This window comes from Herbaspirillum sp. GW103 (assembly GCF_000261365.1).
Lineage (GTDB): Bacteria > Pseudomonadota > Gammaproteobacteria > Burkholderiales > Burkholderiaceae_D > Herbaspirillum.
The window spans coordinates 1-18,656 of sequence record NZ_AJVC01000005.1; the positions used below are offsets into that span (position 1 = coordinate 1).

The 18,656-nt window shown below is 63.4% G+C and carries 19 protein-coding genes; 13 read left to right on the forward strand and 6 right to left on the reverse strand.

The genetic code is table 11. The features are described from left to right. The first annotated feature begins 77 nt into the window (after positions 1-77). The 3 genes from GWL_RS17130 (at position 78) to GWL_RS17135 (ending at position 1,662) form a co-directional block, all read left to right on the forward strand. Positions 78-593: a PAAR domain-containing protein gene (locus tag GWL_RS17130; protein ID WP_157174275.1), complete on the forward strand. Its 516-nt coding sequence runs from the start codon at positions 78-80 to the stop codon at positions 591-593. A gap of 71 nt (positions 594-664) precedes the next feature. Next, on the forward strand, positions 665-1,144 hold the full coding sequence (locus tag GWL_RS23470) for a hypothetical protein (protein ID WP_157174276.1): 480 nt from the start codon (positions 665-667) through the stop codon (positions 1,142-1,144). After that, positions 1,144-1,662, forward strand: a complete 519-nt coding sequence (locus GWL_RS17135; RefSeq protein ID WP_008332557.1) for a type VI immunity family protein — start codon at positions 1,144-1,146, stop codon at positions 1,660-1,662. Before GWL_RS23470 ends, GWL_RS17135 begins: the two co-directional genes overlap by 1 nt. A gap of 129 nt (positions 1,663-1,791) precedes the next feature. Here GWL_RS17135 and GWL_RS17140 read toward each other — a convergent pair whose 3' ends face one another. The 6 genes from GWL_RS17140 to GWL_RS17165 all read right to left on the reverse strand — a co-directional run bounded on the left by GWL_RS17140 (position 1,792) and on the right by GWL_RS17165 (position 9,590). Further along, entirely contained in the window at positions 1,792-2,589 is a 798-nt protein-coding gene (locus tag GWL_RS17140; protein WP_050978146.1) for an ABC transporter ATP-binding protein, read from the reverse strand. Continuing rightward, the gene (locus GWL_RS17145; protein ID WP_008332561.1) at positions 2,589-4,379 is read right to left on the reverse strand and encodes an ATP-binding cassette domain-containing protein; all 1,791 of its coding nucleotides are present in this window, start codon (positions 4,377-4,379) and stop codon (positions 2,589-2,591) included. The genes GWL_RS17140 and GWL_RS17145 overlap by 1 nt, the downstream gene beginning before the upstream one ends. Positions 4,380-4,389: 10 nt before the next feature. After that, positions 4,390-5,442 carry a branched-chain amino acid ABC transporter permease gene (locus tag GWL_RS17150; RefSeq protein ID WP_008332564.1) on the reverse strand — a complete coding sequence of 351 codons (1,053 nt, stop codon included), beginning with the start codon at positions 5,440-5,442 and terminating at the stop codon, positions 4,390-4,392. Between the two features lie 155 nt (positions 5,443-5,597). Further along, positions 5,598-7,658 carry a phenylacetic acid degradation bifunctional protein PaaZ gene (gene paaZ / locus GWL_RS17155; protein WP_008332566.1) on the reverse strand — a complete coding sequence of 687 codons (2,061 nt, stop codon included), beginning with the start codon at positions 7,656-7,658 and terminating at the stop codon, positions 5,598-5,600. A gap of 93 nt (positions 7,659-7,751) precedes the next feature. Continuing rightward, positions 7,752-8,897 (reverse strand): ABC transporter substrate-binding protein, encoded by a 1,146-nt coding sequence (locus tag GWL_RS17160; protein WP_008332568.1) that lies wholly within the window; start codon positions 8,895-8,897, stop codon positions 7,752-7,754. Between the two features lie 72 nt (positions 8,898-8,969). Beyond that, positions 8,970-9,590 carry a TetR/AcrR family transcriptional regulator gene (locus GWL_RS17165; RefSeq protein ID WP_008332569.1) on the reverse strand — a complete coding sequence of 207 codons (621 nt, stop codon included), beginning with the start codon at positions 9,588-9,590 and terminating at the stop codon, positions 8,970-8,972. Positions 9,591-9,906: 316 nt separating this feature from the next. Between GWL_RS17165 and GWL_RS17170 the strand changes: the two genes are divergently transcribed. From GWL_RS17170 to paaK, 10 genes are all read left to right on the forward strand, one after another. Continuing rightward, a complete protein-coding gene (locus GWL_RS17170) occupies positions 9,907-10,509 on the forward strand; it encodes a phenylacetic acid degradation protein PaaY (protein WP_008332571.1) in 603 nt (200 codons plus the stop codon). 114 nt (positions 10,510-10,623) lie between these two features. Beyond that, entirely contained in the window at positions 10,624-11,610 is a 987-nt protein-coding gene (gene paaA, locus GWL_RS17175; protein WP_008332572.1) for a 1,2-phenylacetyl-CoA epoxidase subunit PaaA, read from the forward strand. Positions 11,611-11,701: 91 nt separating this feature from the next. Then, positions 11,702-11,986, forward strand: a complete 285-nt coding sequence (gene paaB, locus GWL_RS17180; RefSeq protein ID WP_008332574.1) for a 1,2-phenylacetyl-CoA epoxidase subunit PaaB — start codon at positions 11,702-11,704, stop codon at positions 11,984-11,986. 12 nt (positions 11,987-11,998) lie between these two features. Beyond that, complete coding sequence (gene paaC / locus GWL_RS17185) at positions 11,999-12,751, forward strand: 1,2-phenylacetyl-CoA epoxidase subunit PaaC (protein ID WP_008332575.1); 753 nt, start codon at positions 11,999-12,001, stop codon at positions 12,749-12,751. After that, a complete protein-coding gene (gene paaD / locus GWL_RS17190) occupies positions 12,748-13,281 on the forward strand; it encodes a 1,2-phenylacetyl-CoA epoxidase subunit PaaD (RefSeq protein ID WP_008332578.1) in 534 nt (177 codons plus the stop codon). The genes paaC and paaD overlap by 4 nt, the downstream gene beginning before the upstream one ends. A gap of 36 nt (positions 13,282-13,317) precedes the next feature. Continuing rightward, a complete protein-coding gene (gene paaE, locus GWL_RS17195) occupies positions 13,318-14,388 on the forward strand; it encodes a 1,2-phenylacetyl-CoA epoxidase subunit PaaE (protein WP_008332580.1) in 1,071 nt (356 codons plus the stop codon). A gap of 39 nt (positions 14,389-14,427) precedes the next feature. Next, positions 14,428-15,219, forward strand: coding sequence for a 2-(1,2-epoxy-1,2-dihydrophenyl)acetyl-CoA isomerase PaaG (paaG, locus tag GWL_RS17200; RefSeq protein WP_008332582.1), 792 nt, complete (start codon positions 14,428-14,430; stop codon positions 15,217-15,219). Between the two features lies 1 nt (position 15,220). Beyond that, on the forward strand, positions 15,221-16,759 hold the full coding sequence (locus GWL_RS17205) for a 3-hydroxyacyl-CoA dehydrogenase (RefSeq protein WP_008332583.1): 1,539 nt from the start codon (positions 15,221-15,223) through the stop codon (positions 16,757-16,759). Then, complete coding sequence (paaI, locus tag GWL_RS17210; protein ID WP_008332584.1) at positions 16,752-17,228, forward strand: hydroxyphenylacetyl-CoA thioesterase PaaI; 477 nt, start codon at positions 16,752-16,754, stop codon at positions 17,226-17,228. Before GWL_RS17205 ends, paaI begins: the two co-directional genes overlap by 8 nt. A 48-nt stretch (positions 17,229-17,276) precedes the next feature. Beyond that, a complete protein-coding gene (paaK, locus tag GWL_RS17215; RefSeq protein ID WP_008332585.1) occupies positions 17,277-18,617 on the forward strand; it encodes a phenylacetate--CoA ligase PaaK in 1,341 nt (446 codons plus the stop codon). Positions 18,618-18,656 lie beyond the last annotated feature (39 nt).

Consider the following 18,656-nt stretch of genomic DNA (forward strand, 5'->3'; position numbering starts at 1 on the left):
ACCAGCCCTGACGCGCGCCTTGCCACCACGCCTTCTGGGGGCAACGCATCTCACAGATTGAATGTGAACAGGCCCTGGTGATATCGGGCGATCCGACCTGGACAGTGGACGGCCAGCCCATCGCCCGCATCGGCGACAAGGTGAGCTGTCCGCGCTGCAAGCGCGTGGCGACCATCATCAGCAGTCGCTTCCCGACGATCATGGATAACGGCCAGCCGGTAGTCTATGACCAGGACGTCACCGACTGCGGCGCAATCCTCTACTCGCGGCACAACAATCACGCTGGCTGGGGCTCGCCAGACGACGACAGAAGCACCAACGCGCCACCGGAACAACACGTTCCCCGCCAGGCACCGCGCTTCCAGGAGCACTTCATCCTGCGCAACAACACCACTGGAGAATTGCTGGCAGGCGTTCCCTATCTGATCAAAACAGGTGATGGCCGGATAGTGGAAGGCGAGACCGATGCCGAAGGCCGCACCGATGTGGTCTGGACTGATTCGCCCCTGCCGCTGCAAGTGATTGCGCGTCCCAAACAGATGGGCGGCGCTGATCCCTACCATGTGCAGGATCAGCGTTGCGAGGATCTCTGATGGGAGAAGGTATCTCGCCATCCTCCCGCCCAGTGGGGCGATCAGGAACACACCAGGGGCCGAGAGGCCGGGTGCTGGAGATCAAGTTTGAAGGCGACAAACTGCGCAGAACGCAAAGGAGCGCCTATCAAACGATAGCAGGCGATCCAAAGAAGTTTCGCTTGCTCACGATCGCAGAGTGCGATTGTCAACGCGATACATCTGCACCTGTGCAAGACCCCATACCTGCCCCGGTCACCACACCAATGAAACAGGAGCGCAAGGCAAAAGATCACTGGTATAGCCGGAAGCCACCTCTGCCTGCTCCCATACCGCCTCCACAACCGGTCAAGCCGCGCCACGGCCCCATCGCATCACAAGAAGAAGGTATCCCGCTTGCCGACTATCTCAAAGGTGCCGCAGTGGTCGGCGGTACGATTCTGGTGGGTGCCATTGCCATCGCCGCCCTTCCTCTTGAGGCAGCAGGTGCTGCCGCTGCGGCGTTAGTCGTACCCGTAGCCGGTACAAGAACGGCCAATGCGAATCAAAAAGACGAAGAGGATAAACACTGATGAAATACGGTTTGGAGAAAATCGAAGCCCTGCTTCCGGATTTTCAATATGTGGATGATGACCGAATCATCACTAGCGTCGGACTGACCGTCTCTCTTTATTTCTGGGGCGGCCATACACCGGAGAAACGCCAAGCAATCATTGAATTGTTTGAGGCGTACGAAGAAGCCTACGGGAGCGAATTGAAGTGGGGTTGCGATCCCGAGAGCTGGCAGACCAGAAAACTTGCCGACAAAAAAATTCCCAAGCTACGCAACTACGCCGCCAAGCTCGATGAAGATGACTGCATCGAGTGGTACCTTTCTTCCGGCGAGCATCGCGAGCAGGCCACGGAATATGCGATCTTCTGCCTGACTGAACGAGGCTGGCAAAAGGGCTGCATATCAGAGCTTTACTTCCAGCTGCCACGCAGTCACGCAGTCACGCATTCGATCTCCACCATCGCAAAGCGCCTGACAGCTTGCTGCTGCGCGATCGAACGCGAGGCCATCACCTGGGAGCTGCTCGCCGAACTCTGACTATCAATGAGGGAACCCCTTGTTGCTGCGAAACGCGAAGTAGCAACATCGCCAGCGCGCCATCACGCTGTAAAGAAAACATGAAATGAGACCGCTCATGAACGTACCGGTTGCCTGATTGATCCGCGCTCAATGCCGCGCCACCCCCAGATAACTTTCCACAATCTTCTTGTCCGCCGCCAGCACCCCCGCCGGTCCCTCGCAGACCATCTCCCCCATCTCCAGCACATACCCGTAATCGGCCACCTGCAAGGCCGCCCGCGCATTCTGCTCGACCAGCAAGGTGGCCACGCCGGTGCCGCGCAACTGGCTGATGATGGACAGGATTTCCTTGGTGATCAATGGTGCCAGCCCCAGGCTGGGTTCATCCAGCATCAGCACCTGCGGCTTGGCCATCAAGGCGCGCCCCACCGCCAGCATCTGGCGCTCGCCACCGGAGAGCGTCCCGGCCGCCTGCTTGCGCCGCTCCTTCAAGCGCGGAAACAAGGCATAGACAAATTCCTGCTGATCCAGATATCCCGACTCACCATTGCGCCGCCGCTTGTAGGCCCCCAGCAGCAGATTGTCTTCCACGCTCATGGACGTAAACAATTCACGCTTTTCCGGCACCAGCGACAGGCCACGTGCGACGCGCTCCTCCACTTCCATCTGGCTTACATCCTCGCCCTGGAAGGCAATCCGCCCACTGGCAGCAGCCCCGCCGGGCAAGGCGCCCATCATGGCATTGAGCAGGGTCGACTTGCCCGCGCCATTGGGGCCGATGACGGTGACGATCTGTCCGGCCCGCAGCGTTAGCGCCGCCCCGGTCAGCGCCGGCACCTTGCCATAACGCGCCGAGAGTGCACTGACTTCCAGCAACACCGGCGCGGTCGTAGCGCGCACCTCCGGTGCCACGCTGGCGGGATTCATCATGGTCGCTGCAGTCATCATTGGGCTCCTCCGAGGTAAGCTTCCAGCACCGCCGGGTGCACCTGGATCTGCGCCGGCGTGCCCTCGGCAATCTTGGTGCCGAATTCCATGACCACGATATGGTCGGTCAACTGCATCACGAAGTCCATGTCGTGCTCCACCAGCAGCACCGCCATGCCCTCGCCACGCAGCTTGTCCAGCAAGGCGGCCAGCGCCTGCTTCTCCTTGAGCCGCAAACCGGCCGCTGGTTCATCGAGCAACAGCAACGCCGGATCACAGCACAGCGCACGGGCAATCTCCAGGATGCGCTGCTGGCCCAGCGCCAGGCTGCCCGCAGGCCGGTCGATCAGTTCACCCAGACCCACGCGTTCCAGCTGACGTCGCGCCTCGCTCAGAATGCGCGCCTCCTCCTTGCGATTGGCCCGCGCCAGACTGGCCAGGATGCCGCGCTGGGGTGCGAACTGGCCACGGCGGAAGGCGCCCATGGCAGCGTTCTCGAGCACGCTCATGCCCGGTACCAGCCGCACATGCTGGAAGGTGCGCGCAATGCCTCGGCTGGAAATCTCGCGCGAGGACAATCCCGCCAGCGACTGTCCGCGATAATTGAGTTTGCCACTGGTGATCGAGAGCACACCGGTGACCAGATTGAAGGTGGTCGACTTGCCCGCACCGTTCGGTCCGATCAGGCCAACGATTTCTCCGGCCTTCACCGAAAAGCTCACATCATTGACCGCCACCAGTCCACCGAACTGCTTGCGCGCGGCTTCCACCTCCAGGATCACGTCACCACGCCCCGGCTTGGGAATCTGCGCCAGCGGCGCGGCGTCGGCCGGCAACCGGTGCGGCAGGCGACGCCCGAAGCGCGCCTGCAGACGCGGCCACAAGCCCTCATTGGCGAACTGCAGGAAGATCACCAGTGCGATGCCGAAGACGATGGCTTCGAAATTTCCGCCTGTGCCCAACACACCCGGCAACCACTCCTGCAGGAAGTTGCTCAGCACTGCCAGCAGCCCCGCACCAAGAATGGCCCCCCACACATGGCCGGCCCCGCCGACCACGACCATGAGCAGATAGTCGATGCCGTATTTCAAGCCAAAAGGCGTGGGATTGACCGCCTGTTGCAGATGCGCGTAGAGCCATCCGGAAATGCCTGCCAGCACCGCCGCATAGACGAAGATGACAATCTTCAGCCGCGCCGTATCCACCCCCATTGCTTCCGGCATCACGGTACCGAACTTGAGCGCCCGCACCGCCCGGCCCGCGCGTGAATCGAGAAAGTTGACCACCGACACCAGCGCCAGGATCAGCACCACCCAGATCAGCAGATACATCGATGCGCCGTTGCCGAAGGTGAACTGGCCCACGGCAATGGGCGGGATGCCGTTGATGCCGTCATGCTTGCCCAGCATCTCCAGGTTGCCGAACAGGTAGTACAGCGACAGGCCCCAGGCAATCGTCGACAGAGGCAGGTAATGCCCGGAGATGCGCATGGTGAGCATGCCGATCAGGAAGGCCGACAGCGCGGTCAGGCCGATGCCGGCCAGCAGCCCGATCCAGGGCGAGAGTCCGAACTGTGTGGTGAGATAGGCCGTGGTGTAGGCACCGATACCGACGAAGGCCGCCTGTCCGAACGAGATCAGCCCGGCCACGCCAGTGAGCAAGACCAGTCCCAGTGCAACGATGGCATACAGGCCGACGTAGGACATCAGCGTCACCCAGAAGGGTGGCAGGCCCAGTAGCGGCAACACCAGCACGATGGCGAAGAACAGCGCCGGCCACGCGGCGCGATGCGATGTGAATGCGGTCATGACGGGGTCCTCAGGCTTCTTCGTCGATGTGGTGGCTGGTCAGCGAACGCCACAGCAGGATGGGGATGATGACCGTGAAGACGATCAGCTCCTTGAAGGCGCTGGCCCAGAAGGACGAAAAACTCTCGATCAGTCCGACCGATACCGAGCCCAGCGCCGCAATCGGATAACTCGCCAGCCCGCCGAAGATGGCGCCGACAAAGCCCTTGAGCGCGATGATGAAACCGGACTCGTAGTTGACGATGGTAAAGGGCGCAATCAGGATGCCACACAGCGCCCCGATGCCCGCCGACATCGCAAAGGACAAGCGGCCCGCCTGGTTGATGCCCACCCCCACCAGTCGCGCACCGAGACGATTGACGGCGGTGGCGCGCAGGGCCTTGCCGGTCAAGGTGCGTTCGAAGAAGACGTAGATCACGGCGATCAGCGCGGCCACCGTCACCAGCACGATCACGCTCTGGCCGGAGACCGGGCTGTCCCCCAGACTGAACTGCATCTCGGTGAAGGGTCGGGTGTTGGTCCCCTCGGGACCGAACATCAGCAGGCCCAGGCCGACCATGGCCAGGTGCACGCCCAGCGAGACGATCAGCAAGACCAGCACGCTGGAATGCGCCAGCGGCTGGTAGGCTACGCGATAGATCATCGGTCCCATCGGCACCACGATCAGGAGCGTGAGCAGGATCTGCCAGGGCATGGCCAGCGCCTGCAGATCCAGGTAATGCGTGATGCCGCAGAGCACCAGCGGCAGTCCGATCTGGGTGGCCAGCAGCAGTGGCAGGCGGCGCAGCAAGCGACTACGCGTGGCCGCCAGGCGCAACGCGGTGCCGGCCTCGACCGCCAGCGTCACCGTACCCAGCGCCAGCAGCAGCAATGCGGTACCGGGGGCCTGGCCGTTCTGGATGGCGGCCAGCGTCAAGGCGCCGAAGGCGACGAACTCGCCCTGCGGCAGGAAAATCACCCGTGTCACTGAAAACACCAGCACCAGCGCCAGCGACAGCAGCGCATAGATGGCGCCGGTCGTGATGCCGTCCTGGATCAGCACGGTCAGAATGCTCGAATCCACTTGTCTCCTCCTGTTGTGGCCGACCGCCGCAGATCGGGCTGCGACTGGCCGGAGTGGCCCGGTTCTTGTCAGAGATGAACCTTTGGGGCTGCTATCTTGTGTGTGGCGCGGATTACCGGACAGGACATGAAGCTTTTTGCAAAAAACCGGGAGGCTCAGGCCGCCGGTCTCTTGGCTACCAGGGTCAGGATGTCGTAGGACGCCACCAGTTCACCTTCCTGGTTGCTCACCTCCACATCCCAGGCCACCACGCCCTGGCCCTGACCATTGGCGTCCTTCTTGTTGCGGTCGATCTTGCGCTTGCAGGTCAGGCGCGCCGAGAGGGTGTCGCCGATGCCCACCGGTTTGACGAAGCGCAGCGTGTCCAGCCCGTAGTTGGCCAGCACCGGACCGGGTGCCGGCGAGACAAACAGCCCGGCCGCCGCCGACAGCACGAAGTAACCATGCGCAATGCGTTTGCCGAAGGGCGACTGGCGTGCCGCGACGTCGTCAAAGTGCATGTAGAAATGGTCGCCCGAAAGGCATCCGAAATTGACGATGTCGGCTTCGGTGACGGTGCGGCGATGGGTGGTGAGCGAATCGCCGATCTGCAGATCCTCGAAGTAGTGGCGGAAGGGGTGAATGCCCGACTCGCGCACCTGCGCACCACGCACGTGTTCGCCTGCGACGGCCGCCAGCATGGTGGGCGAACCCTGTACGGCACTGCGTTGCAGGTAGTGCTTCACGGCGCGCGAACCACCCAGTTCCTCGCCGCCCCCGGCGCGTCCGGGACCGCCATGCTTGAGCTGCGGCAAGGGCGAACCGTGGCCGGTGGATTCCGGTGCGGCTTCGCGATCGAGGATCAGCAGGCGACCGTGCCACGCTGCCGCCACCGGGATGGCCCGTGCCGCCACGGCAGGACTGCGCGTGACCAGGCTGGCCACCAGACTGCCGCGTCCGCGTGCGGCCAGCGCCAGGGCTTCGTCCAGATCGTCATAGGACATGAGCGTACTGACCGGACCGAAGGCTTCCACTTCATGCACCGGGCTGCCTGCGGAGGTATCGCGCGCCAGCAGCAGGGTCGGGGCGAAGAACGCACCCTCGCGCACGCCCTCGCCTTGCGGCTGGAAGTGGCTGCCGGCGCCCAGGATCACTTCTGCACTTTGTTTGAGCAAGGCCACGCGCTCTTCCACATCGCGCTGTTGCGCATGCGAAGCGAGCGGCCCCATGCGCACCGACTCCAGCGCCGGGTCACCGATCACGGTTTTCGACAGGCGCGCGGCGAGTTTTTCCGAAATTGCATCTAAGTGTTGGCGTGGCACGATGGCACGGCGGATCGCGGTGCATTTCTGGCCGGCCTTGGTGGTCATCTCGCGCGCCACTTCCTTGACGAAGAGATCGAATTCTTCATCGTCGACGTTGACGTCGGGACCGAGGATGGCGCAGTTCAGCGAGTCGGCTTCGGCATTGAAGGGGATGGAGTTGGCAATCAGATTGGGATGGGCGCGCAGCCGGGCCGCCGTGTCGGCCGAGCCGGTGAAGGTCACCACATCCTGTGCCTGTAGGCGATCGAGCAGATCACCGGTGCTGCCGATGACCAGTTGCAGGCTGCCTTCGGGCAGCAGGCCCGACTGCTGGATCAGGCGCACGGCTGCTTCGGCCAGATAGCTGGTGGCGGTGGCCGGCTTGACGATGCAGGGCATGCCGGCCAGGAAGGTCGGGGCGAATTTTTCCAGCATGCCCCAGACCGGGAAGTTGAAGGCATTGATGTGTACCGCCACGCCGCCGCGCGGCACCAGGATGTGGGTACCGGCAAAGCGTCCCTGCTTGCCCAGCGACATGGCCGGGCCTTCATGGACCAGGTTGGAGGACGGGAATTCATTGGTGCCGATGCTGGCATAGGTGAACAGCGTACCGCTGCCGCCTTCGATGTCGATCCAGCTGTCGGTGCGGGTGGCGCCGGTGTGGGCCGAGATGGCGTACAGGGTTTCCTTGTGCTCGACCAGATACTTGGCCAGCGCCTTGAGGATCGCCGCACGTTGCTGGAAGTCCAGGCGCATCAGCGCGGGCAGGCCCTGACGGCGGGCATGGTCCAGCGCTTCGCCGAAATCGATGGATTCCTGATGCGTACTGGCCACGGGCTGGCCATTGACCGCGCTGTGCAGCGCCTGGGACGGGCTCTGGCCGAACCAGCGACCGGCGATGAAACTCTGTAGCAAAGGGGGACGGGTGGTCATCGAAGACTCCTGTGAGCGGGTAGGACGACACGCTGCGGACGAGGACGCACCCGCAGCGTGTTGGAAAATGAGATCAGGCCGGGGCCACGCCGATCAGGGCTGATACTGCCAGGCGCCATCCACGATCTTGACCATCACCGAAGCACGCTGGTCCAGCCCCAGGTGATCCGTGGCGGTCATGTTGTAGACGCCGTGCACGCCGGTGACTTCCTTGGTGGCTTCCAGCGCATCACGCAGGGCCGCGCGGAATTCCGGCGTGCCCGGCTTGGCGCGCTTCAGGGCCACCGGAATGGCCGACTGCAGCAGCACCCCGGCATCCCAGGCATAGCCGCCGAAGAGCGAGACACTGTGCTTGCCGTGTTCCGCTTCGTATTTCGCGGTGTAGTCCAGGGCCACCTTGCGGATGGGGTTGGAGGCCGGCAGTTGCGCCGCCACCAGCACCGGACCGGCCGGCAGCAGGGTGCCGTCGAGCATCTTGCCGCCCACGCGCAGGAAGTCGGCATTGGCCACGCCGTGCGTCTGGTAGATCTGGCCCTTGAAACCACGCTCCTTCAACGCACGTTGCGGCACCACCGCCGGTGTGCCCGAAGCGGCGATGAGGATGGCATCCGGCTTGGCCGCCACCAGCTTCAGGGCTTGCGCGGTGGCCGAGGTATCGTTGGGCGCGAAGCGCTCATTGGCCACCAGCTCCAGCTTCTTGAGACCGGCCGCTTTCTTGAATTCCTCGTACCAGCCTTCGCCATAGGCGTTGGAATAACCGATGAAGGCGATGCGCTGATAGCCGCGCGCCACCATGTCACGGGCAATCGCCAGCGACATCATGATGTCGTTCTGCGGGGTCTTGAAGACCCACTTCTTCTTGGCATCCATGGGCTCGACGATGCGCGCGGCGGCAGCCAGGGAGATCATCGGGGTCTGCGCTTCGGCGGCGACTTCGATCATCGAGATCGAGTTCGGGCTCACCGACGAACCGATGATCACGTCCACATTGTTTTCGGAGACGAAGCGGCGCGCGTTCTTGACCGCCTGCGTGGTATCGGAGGCATCGTCGAGGACGATGTAGTTGATCTTCTGCCCGCCCATCGTGGTAGGCAGCAGTGCGATGGTGTTCTTTTCGGGAATGCCCAGCGAGGCAGCCGGGCCGGTGGTCGATACGGTGACGCCGACGTTGATGTCAGCATGTGCGGCGAGGGCGCAGCCGGCCAGGGCCAGCGCCAGCAAAGGGCGAGCAAACTGCATGGAGGTCTCCTTGATGATTTTGTCATTGTGGTGCTGCGTGCCTGCAATGACGCTACCGATCAAGGGCTCACGTCATCGTTTCTTCTTTCCGGCGCCGTCCAGGCTCACGGCGCCGATTCCGCCAAACAACAGATCCGACACGACCACGGCCATGCGCTCATGGGTCAGTTCACCATCCGGTTTCAACCACATGAACATCCAGTTGATCATGCCGAACAACAGCATGGCCAGCGGCTTGGCCATGCGGCTGCGGTCCAGTTCCGGGCGCACCGCGCACATGGCGTCGGCCACCGCCTTGACCACCTTGCGCTCGCCGTTGAGGATGCGCTTCTGGTCACCCGGCTCCAGGAAACGCACGTCCTCGGTCAGCACCCGATGCTCGTTCTGCGCATCGCGGTATTCCTCCACGAAGCGCTGGATCAGCAGGCGCAGTCGTGGTTCCGGCAACAGATCCTGCTGCGCGACTTCCTCCACCAGCGCACACAGGCGATCGATGTGGTCCTCGCAGATGTGCATGAGCAACTGGTGCTTGTCGGCAAAGTAGTGATACAGCGATGCCTTGGACAGCCCGCACGCCAGCGCCACCTCATTCATCGATGTGCCCACGAAACCATTGCGCGCGAACAAGGCAGCCGCCTGTTCGATGATGGTCTCGCGCTGGTTGTCGTATCCCGCTGCTCGCTTGCGTGCCATAAATGCGTCCTCGTCGATATTTCCGCAAAGTCATGATTGTGCCGTAAATCAAAACTCTTACGAAACATCTATCGGAGACATCCCGCTCTGCAAGCCTCCCTGCCCTGTCCGAAACCCGATACATCCCGAAGCGGTCAGAAAAAATCTTTAAAACATTATTGACCAACCGGTCGGTCGAAATTATTATTCCTCAAAAAACAGCGCCAGGCAAATGGTTTTTTCCAGCGTTTCAACAAGGAAAGCCAGGCAATCGCCACAGCGCTGCCACCACAAGGAGCCGCTGCGCCCGAGGCGACACGCTGGCAAAGGAGACGCTGTGCCCTGTTACTCGATCGAAGGCGTGATCCCGGTGGTCGACCCGACCGCCTATGTGCATCCGACGGCGGTGCTGATCGGCGACGTCATCGTCGGCCCGGACTGCTATGTCGGTCCGGCCGCCTGTCTGCGCGGCGACTTCGGCCGCATCGTGCTCAAGCGTGGGGCCAACGTGCAGGACACCTGCGTGGTCCACGGCTTCCCCGGACATGACACGGTGGTGGGCGAGAACGGTCACATCGGTCACGGCGCGGTGCTGCACAGCTGCACCGTCGAGCGCGACGCGCTGGTCGGCATGAATGCCGTGGTGATGGATGATGCGGTGGTGGGAGAACAATCCATCGTCGCGGCCAGCGCCTTCGTGCGTGCCGGCATGCAGATTGCCCCGCGCATGCTGGTGGCCGGGCTGCCGGCCAAGGTGGTGCGCGCATTGACGGAAGAAGAGATGGCCTGGAAACGGGCCGGTACCGAGACCTATCACGACCTCACCAAACGCAGCCTGAAGAGCCTGCGGGAGGTCAGCCCCTTGCAGCAGATCGAAGAGAACCGGCCGAGCCTGGCCGCCCCCTTCGTCGAGCCGCTGATCGCGGCCAGGCGGGCCTAGCAAGCAGCATTTTTTCAGTTTCGCGGTTTCAACTCACGCAGACGCAGGGCCTGGCCTTGCGGCAAGGACCGCGTTCGTCCTTCACCCGCGTGATTCACCTTCACGGAGAAGCACATGTATGCACAACTCGTAGAAACCGGACTGGCCAAGGTGCGCAGCGCCGAGGACATGTCCGCCCAAGAGCAAGCCTTCCAGGCCCGCATCGATGCCGGGGTCAAGATCGAGCCCAAGGACTGGATGCCCGACGCGTATCGCAAGACGCTGGTGCGCCAGATCTCGCAGCACGCGCATTCGGAAATCGTCGGCCAGCTGCCCGAGGCCAACTGGGTCACGCGCGCCCCGACCCTGGAACGCAAGGCCATCCTGCTGGCCAAGATCCAGGATGAGGCCGGTCACGGTCTCTATCTCTACAGCGCGGCCGAAACCCTGGGCGTGTCGCGCGATGCACTGCTGGACGATCTGCATGCGGGACGTGCCAAGTACTCCAGCATCTTCAACTATCCGACCCTGAGCTGGGCCGACATGGGCGCCATCGGCTGGCTGGTGGATGGCTCGGCCATCATCAACCAGATCCCGCTGTGCCGCTGCTCCTATGGTCCCTACTCGCGCGCCATGGTGCGCGTGTGCAAGGAGGAATCCTTCCATGCCCGCCAGGGTTACGACATCATGCTGGCGCTGTGCCGCGGCACGCCCGAGCAGAAGCAGATGGCGCAGGATGCGCTGAACCGCTGGTGGTGGCCGGCGCTGATGATGTTCGGTCCCTCCGATGCAGAATCGGTCAACAGCGCGCAATCGATGCAGTGGCGCATCAAGCTGTTCTCCAACGATGAACTGCGCCAGCGCATGGTCGACCAGACCATCCCGCAGATCGAATACCTGGGCCTCACAGTTCCCGACCCCGACCTCAAGTGGAACGAAGAACGTGGCCGCTACGACTTCGGTGAAATCAACTGGGACGAATTCCACAACGTCCTGCGCGGTAACGGTCCCTGCAACCGCGAACGCCTGGCCACCCGCAAGAAAGCCTACGACGACGGCGCCTGGTTCCGCGATGCGCTGGTGGCGCATGCCGACAAGCGGGCCGCGCGCAAGGCGGCCTGAGTCGCCGCTTCGATATCCGATCCGATTCGTTTCATCACACAACCATGCCAGTGGCCGCCATGACAGCGGCCCGCCAACAAGGAAAAGCATCATGAGCAAGGAATGGCCTCTCTGGGAAGTCTTCATCCGCAGCCAGCACGGTCTGGCCCACAAACACGTCGGCAGCCTGCACGCCCCCGATGGCGAGATGGCCATCAACAACGCGCGCGACGTCTACACCCGCCGCAATGAAGGCGTGGGCATCTGGGTGGTGCGTGCCGCCGACATCGTCTCTTCCAGCCCGGGCGACAAGGCGCCGCTGTTCGAGCCGGCCAACAGCAAGGTGTATCGCCACCCGACCTTCTTCCCCATGCCGGCTGAGCTGAAGAACCTGTAAGAGGTACGCACCATGACCCACAAAACCGATTACGTGCGACGCCTGGGCGACAACGCCCTGGTGCTCTCGCAACGCCTCTCCGAATGGTGCGGCAAGGGCCCGGCGCTGGAAGAAGACATGGCGCTCATCAACGTCTCGCTGGACCTGATCGGCCAGGCCCGCCTGTGGCTGGCCTACGCCGCCGAACTGGAAGGTGCGGGCCGCAACGAAGATCAACTGGCCTTCCTGCGCGATGCCCATCAGTTCCACAACTTGCTGCTGGTGGAGCTGCCCAATGGCAGCTATGCCGATACGCTGGCGCGTCAGTTCCTCTTCGATGTCTGGCATTACTTCCTGCTCGAAGGACTGTGCGAGAGCAGTGATGCACGCATCGTCGAGATTGCGCAGAAGTGTCTCAAGGAAGTCACCTACCACGTGCGCCGCAGTACCGACCTGATGATCCGCCTGGGTGACGGCACCGAAGAAAGCCATCGCCGCATGCAGGACGCCATCGACGCCCTGTGGATGTACACCGGCGAACTGTTTACGGCCGACACGCTGGATCAGGCCATGCAGGTCGACGGTATCGCGCCGGACCTGGGTGAACTGCAACAGAAGTGGCAGCAGCACGTCACCGAGGTGATGCGCGAAGCCACGCTGCAACTGCCGGCTGCGGGCCTGTGGATGCAGAGCGGCGGCAAGCAGGGCCGACATACCGAACACCTGGGCTACCTGCTGGCGGAAATGCAGTTCTTGCAGCGCACCTATCCCGGAGCCAGCTGGTGAGCGAGCTGGCATCGCCTGCGCAGGCGCTCCAGGCAAGGATCTGGGAATGGCTGCAAGCCATTCCCGATCCGGAGATTCCGGTCATTTCGGTGGTGGACCTGGGCATCGTGCGCGCCGTCGAGGTCTCCGAGGAGGATGCCGGGGCGGCACGCTGCACGGTGGTCATCACCCCGACCTATTCCGGCTGCCCGGCCATGGGCGTAATCGCCCAGGAGATCGGCGCGGCGCTCAAGCAGCACGGACTGACCGAGGTGGCCATCCGCACCCAGCTGGCACCGGCCTGGAACACCGACTGGATGAGCGAGAAAGGCCGTCGCAACCTGCAGCAATACGGCATCGCGCCACCGGCGCAGCAGGTCGTCGACATCCGCGGCATCAGCATCCGGCGACAGGCCGCACCGCAGGTTCCCTGCCCGCATTGCGGTTCGATGCAGACGGTGTGCGTGAGCCAGTTCGGCTCCACTTCCTGCAAGGCGCTGTACCAGTGCAAGGACTGCCGCGAGCCGTTCGATTACTTCAAGGCGCATTGAGCCGTGCTCAATGTCCCAGAACCAAGGCACAACATCATGAGCAAATTCTATCCACTGACCATCTCGGGCGTGAAACAGGAAACGCGCGATACCATCGTGGTCTCCTTCGCCGTCCCGGCCGAATTGCAGGATACCTTCGCCTATCAGCAGGGCCAGCACCTGACGCTGCGCTCGCACATCGAGGGCGAGGAATTGCGCCGCTCCTATTCGATCTGCGCGGCCACCCAGGAAAAGCAGTTGCGGGTCGCCATCAAGCGCGTCCCCGGCGGACTGTTCTCGAACTGGGCCAATGAGTCCTTTGTCCCGGGACAAAGTATCGAGGTGATGCCGCCCATGGGCCACTTCAACGTTCCGCTGGATGCCGCCAACCGCAAGCACTACCTGGCCTTTGCCGCCGGCAGCGGCATCACGCCGATGATCTCCATCATCAAGACCACGCTGCTGGCCGAGCCGCACAGCCGCTTTACTTTGGTCTATGCCAATCGCGCCTCGTCTTCGGTGATCTTCAAGGAAGAACTCACCGACCTCAAGGATGCCTACCTCGAACGTCTGAACGTGATCTGGGTGATGAGCCGCGAGCAGCAGGACGTGGAACTGTTCAACGGACGCATCGACCGCAAGAAGTGCGATGCCTTCTTCGCTTCCTGGATCGATCTCAAGGACATGGACGCGGCCTTCCTCTGCGGTCCCGAAGAAATGGTGCAGGCCGTCTCCGATTCTCTGCAGGCACATGGCATGCCCAAGACGCAGATCAAGACCGAATTGTTTGCCGCCAGCACACCGACGCGTGCGCACGCCTCGCGCCCGGTGGTGGGCAGGAAGGAATGCGAGGTCACGGTGATCGTCGACGGCTATCACAACGTCTTCACCATGGACAAGGAAAAGGAATCCGTGCTCGATGCCGGCCTGAAGCACGGCATCGACCTGCGCTACTCCTGCAAGGGTGGCGTGTGCGCCACCTGCCGCTGCAAGGTGGTCGAGGGCAAGGTCGACATGGATGCCAACTATGCCCTGGAAGACTACGAGATCGCCCGCGGCTTCGTCCTGAGCTGCCAGTCCTTCCCGGTCAGCGACAAGCTGCTGCTGGACTTCGACCAGGACAACTGAGACCGACGCTCTTCCCCGCCCCTTACTTTTTCCGAGCCCATGAGCTACTCATCCATCCTCTTCGAGAACCGCGACGGCATCGCCGTCATCACGCTGAACCGCCCCGACAAGCTCAACAGCTTCACCGTGGCCATGCACCTGGAACTGCGCGAGGCCATCGCCACGCTGCAGGCCGACACTAGCGTGCGGGTGTTGCTGCTCACCGGCGCCGGACGCGGCTTCTGCGCCGGCCAGGACCTGGGCGACCGCGCCGTCAAACCCGGTGACGGTGCCGTCGACCTGGGCGAATCCATCGACAAGTACTACGGTCCGCTGGTGAAGTCGCTGCGTGCGCTGCCCTTCCCGGTGATCTGCGCCGTCAACGGCGTGGCCGCCGGTGCGGGTGCAAACCTGCCGCTGGCCTGCGACATCGTGCTGGCCGCACGCTCGGCCAGCTTCGTGGAAGTGTTCTGCAAGCTGGGGCTCATTCCCGATACCGGCGGCACCTACTTCCTGCCGCGCCTGGTGGGCACGGCGCGCGCCATGGGCATGGCGCTGCTGGGCGAGAAGATCAGCGCCGAGCAAGCCGAACGCTGGGGTCTGATCTGGAAATGCGTGGAGGACGACCAGTTGATGGAGCAGGCACGCGCCATGGCGGAACACTTCGCCCGCGCCCCCACCAAGGGCCTGGCCGCTACCAAGGCCACGCTCCATGCCAGCCCGGCCAACACCCTGGCGCAGCAGCTGGACCTGGAACGCGACACCATGCGCGCGCTCGGCCACAGCCGGGATTACCGCGAGGGCGTGAGCGCCTTCCTGGAAAAGCGCGCGCCGCAGTTCACGGGGCAATGACATGAACGCGGCAGACATCAGGTACGCCCTGCCCGCGACGGCCCCGGTGGCCGTCATCGGCAGCGGCACCATGGGCGCCGGTATCGCCCAGGTGGCCGCGCTGGCCGGGCATCCGGTGCAACTTTACGACAGCCGCGAAGGCGCGGCGGCCAAGGCCATCGCCGACATCCGCGCCGGTCTCGACAAACTGGCCAACAAGGGCAAGATCCCCGCCGAAGAGGCTCACGCCGCCAGTGACCGGCTCTGCGTTGCCCACACCCTGCAGGAGATGCGCGATGCACGCCTGGTGATCGAAGCCATCGTCGAACAGCTCGGCGCCAAGCAGGAACTGTTCGGCAAGCTGGAAGACCTGGTCGATGCGCAATGCCTCTTGGCCAGCAATACCTCCTCGCTCTCGATCACCCATATCGCGGCCACGCTGCGTCATCCCGAGCGCCTGGCGGGACTGCACTTCTTCAACCCCGTGCCGCAGATGGCCCTGGTGGAAGTCATCCGTGGCGTGCGCAGTGACGCCACCGTGGTGCAATGCCTGCACGACACCGCGCTGGCCTGGGGCAAGGTCCCGGTGGTGGCCAGCTCGACCCCGGGCTTCATCGTCAACCGTCTGGCCCGTCCCTACTACGCCGAAGCCTTGCGGGTGCTCAACGAAGGCGGCGCGCACCCGGCCACCATCGACGCCCTGCTGCGCGAGAGCGGCGGTTTCCGCATGGGTGCCTTCGAGCTGATGGACCTGATCGGACATGACGTCAACTTCGCCGTCACGCAATCGGTGTTCCATGCCTTCTTCAACGACCCGCGTTTCACGCCCTCGCTGATCCAGCAGGAACTGGTGCAGGCCGGATTGCTGGGCCGCAAGAGCGGGCGCGGTTTCTATCGCTATGGCGAGGATGCCGAGATCCCCCAGCCGGCCACCGAACCCGAGTACGAGCTGCCCACGGTGCCGCTGCAATTGTTCGGGACGCATCCGCTGGTGGAAGTGATCCGCGCGCGCTACCAGGGCCGCGTGGAATACCACGGGCCACGCGCCGACCACCTGCTGATGAAGGCCGGCCCCGGCCGCCTGTACGTCACCGAAGGCCGTAGCGCGACCCAGCAATCCTACGACTACAACATGCCCGACGTGGTGCTGGTGGACCTGGCGCTGGACTATGCCCGCGCCACCCGCCTGGGCGTGACGCGCGCCGACCAGTGTCGCGACCGCGCCTGCCAGGCCGTGCTCGCGGTGCTGCAGTCCTGCGGCTTTGCGGTCTCGGCCATGCAGGACGTGCCGGGCATGGTGGTCATGCGCACCGTCTGCATGCTCGCCAATGAAGCCGCCGATGCCGTCAACCAGGGCGTGTGCAGTCGGAGCGATGCCGACATGGCCATGCAGAAGGGCGTGAACTATCCGCGTGGCCCGCTTGCCTGGGCCGACGCCATCGGCATCGACACCGTCACCAACGTACTGCGCCAGCTCAGTGCCACCTATGGCGAAGACCGCTATCGGGTCTCGCCCCTGCTTCAACGCCTGCAAGCTTCCGGGAGGAAATTCCATGAGTGAGACCGCCTTGTCATCCCCATCGACCGAGATGGATCCGCAAACCCTGGCCGAGGCCACGGTGCAAGCCATGTACCCGCGCGACAACGCCTCCCAGGCGCTGGGGATGAAGATCCTGGAGATCGCACCGGGCCGGGCGCGCATGAGCATGCTGGTGCGCAGCGACATGCTCAATGGCCACGCCACCTGCCACGGCGGGTTCATCTTCGCGCTGGCCGACAGCAGCTTTGCATTTGCCTGCAACAGCCGTAACCTCAACACCGTGGCATCGGGGTGCAGCATCGACTACGTGGCACCGGCCATGCGCAACGACGTGCTGATCGCCGAGGCGCAGGAACGCACGCTGGCCGGCCGCACCGGGGTCTACGACATCACCGTGAGCAACCAGGACGGCAAGATCATTGCGCTGTTCCGGGGCAAGTCCTATCGCATCAGAGGCGAGGTGATCAGCGGCCTGCAGGCTGCGCAGTGACCGCGCAAAAAAAAAGAACACCAACATCAACAGAGACAGGAGACCACCATGACCACCCGCACTCCCCAAACCGGCGATCTGGAGCCCATCGAAACGGCCAGTCGCGACGAACTGCAGGCGCTGCAACTGCAACGCCTGAAATGGTCGCTCAAGCATGCCTATGAAAACGTGGCGCACTATCGCCATGCCTTCGACCAGGCCGGGGTGCACCCGGACGACTTGAAGAGTCTGTCGGATCTGTCCAGGTTTCCCTTCACTACCAAGCAGGATCTGCGCGACCACTATCCCTTCGGCATGTTCGCCGTACCGCGCGAGCAGGTAGTGCGGGTGCATGCCTCCAGCGGCACCACCGGCAAGCCCACCGTGGTGGGCTACACGCGCAATGACATCGACACCTGGGCCACGGTGGTGGCGCGCTCCATTCGCGCCGCCGGTGGACGTGCCGGTGACATCGTGCAGATTTCCTATGGCTATGGTCTGTTCACCGGGGGGCTGGGCGCGCACTACGGTGCGGAAAAGCTGGGCTGCACCGTCATCCCCATGTCGGGCGGCCAGACTGAAAAGCAGGTACAGCTCATTCGCGATTTCAAGCCGGCCATCATCATGGTCACGCCCTCCTACATGCTCAACGTGATCGAGGAATTCCAGCGCCAGGGGCTGGACCCTGCCGCCAGTTCGCTCAAGGTCGGCATCTTCGGTGCCGAGCCCTGGACCGATGCCATGCGCCGCGAAATCGAGCAGCGCGCCGGCATCGATGCAGTGGACATCTATGGTCTGTCGGAGGTGATGGGACCGGGCGTGGCCAGCGAGTGCATCGAGAGCAAGGATGGTCCGGTGATCTGGGAAGACCATTTCTATCCCGAGATCATCGATCCTGATACCGGCGAAGTGCTGCCCGACGGCGAGGAGGGCGAACTGGTCTTTACTTCGCTCTCCAAGGAAGCGCTGCCGATGATCCGCTACCGCACCCGCGACCTCACGCGCCTGTTGCCGCCGACCTCGCGCTCCATGCGCCGCATCGGCAAGATCACCGGACGCTCGGATGACATGCTCATCATCCGGGGCGTGAACGTGTTCCCGACCCAGATCGAGGAGCTGATCCTGAAACTGCCGCAACTGGCCCCGCAGTATCAATTGCAGATCGAACGCCACGGCCACATGGACAGCATGTGCGTCTTCGCCGAGCTGCGCGAGGACGCCTCCACCGAACACGTGGAGGCACTGGAGAAGGAACTGCAGCACAGCATCAAGACCTATGTGGGCATTTCCACCAAGGTGACGGTGGTGCCGGCCGGCATGATCGAGCGCACCTCGGTGGGCAAGGCCAAACGGGTGATCGACCATCGCAAGAAAGCCGACAGCGCCGTCGCGTCGGCCCTCCCGGCCTGAGGCATGGCCCGCAAACCCTTGATCCTGGAAGAAAGAGAC

What these genes read in the sequence shown, in the direction of transcription:
- GWL_RS17135 (WP_008332557.1), top strand. Translation starts at nt 1,144, where the DNA reads ATGAAATACGGTTTGGAGAAAATCGAAGCCCTGCTTCCGGATTTTCAA.
- GWL_RS17140 (WP_050978146.1), bottom strand. Translation starts at nt 2,589, where the DNA reads ATGACTGCAGCGACCATGATGAATCCCGCCAGCGTGGCACCGGAGGTG.
- GWL_RS17145 (WP_008332561.1), bottom strand. Translation starts at nt 4,379, where the DNA reads ATGACCGCATTCACATCGCATCGCGCCGCGTGGCCGGCGCTGTTCTTC.
- paaZ (WP_008332566.1), bottom strand. Translation starts at nt 7,658, where the DNA reads ATGACCACCCGTCCCCCTTTGCTACAGAGTTTCATCGCCGGTCGCTGG.
- GWL_RS17160 (WP_008332568.1), bottom strand. Translation starts at nt 8,897, where the DNA reads ATGCAGTTTGCTCGCCCTTTGCTGGCGCTGGCCCTGGCCGGCTGCGCC.
- GWL_RS17165 (WP_008332569.1), bottom strand. Translation starts at nt 9,590, where the DNA reads ATGGCACGCAAGCGAGCAGCGGGATACGACAACCAGCGCGAGACCATC.
- paaA (WP_008332572.1), top strand. Translation starts at nt 10,624, where the DNA reads ATGTATGCACAACTCGTAGAAACCGGACTGGCCAAGGTGCGCAGCGCC.
- paaB (WP_008332574.1), top strand. Translation starts at nt 11,702, where the DNA reads ATGAGCAAGGAATGGCCTCTCTGGGAAGTCTTCATCCGCAGCCAGCAC.
- paaC (WP_008332575.1), top strand. Translation starts at nt 11,999, where the DNA reads ATGACCCACAAAACCGATTACGTGCGACGCCTGGGCGACAACGCCCTG.
- paaE (WP_008332580.1), top strand. Translation starts at nt 13,318, where the DNA reads ATGAGCAAATTCTATCCACTGACCATCTCGGGCGTGAAACAGGAAACG.
- paaG (WP_008332582.1), top strand. Translation starts at nt 14,428, where the DNA reads ATGAGCTACTCATCCATCCTCTTCGAGAACCGCGACGGCATCGCCGTC.
- GWL_RS17205 (WP_008332583.1), top strand. Translation starts at nt 15,221, where the DNA reads ATGAACGCGGCAGACATCAGGTACGCCCTGCCCGCGACGGCCCCGGTG.
- paaI (WP_008332584.1), top strand. Translation starts at nt 16,752, where the DNA reads ATGAGTGAGACCGCCTTGTCATCCCCATCGACCGAGATGGATCCGCAA.
- paaK (WP_008332585.1), top strand. Translation starts at nt 17,277, where the DNA reads ATGACCACCCGCACTCCCCAAACCGGCGATCTGGAGCCCATCGAAACG.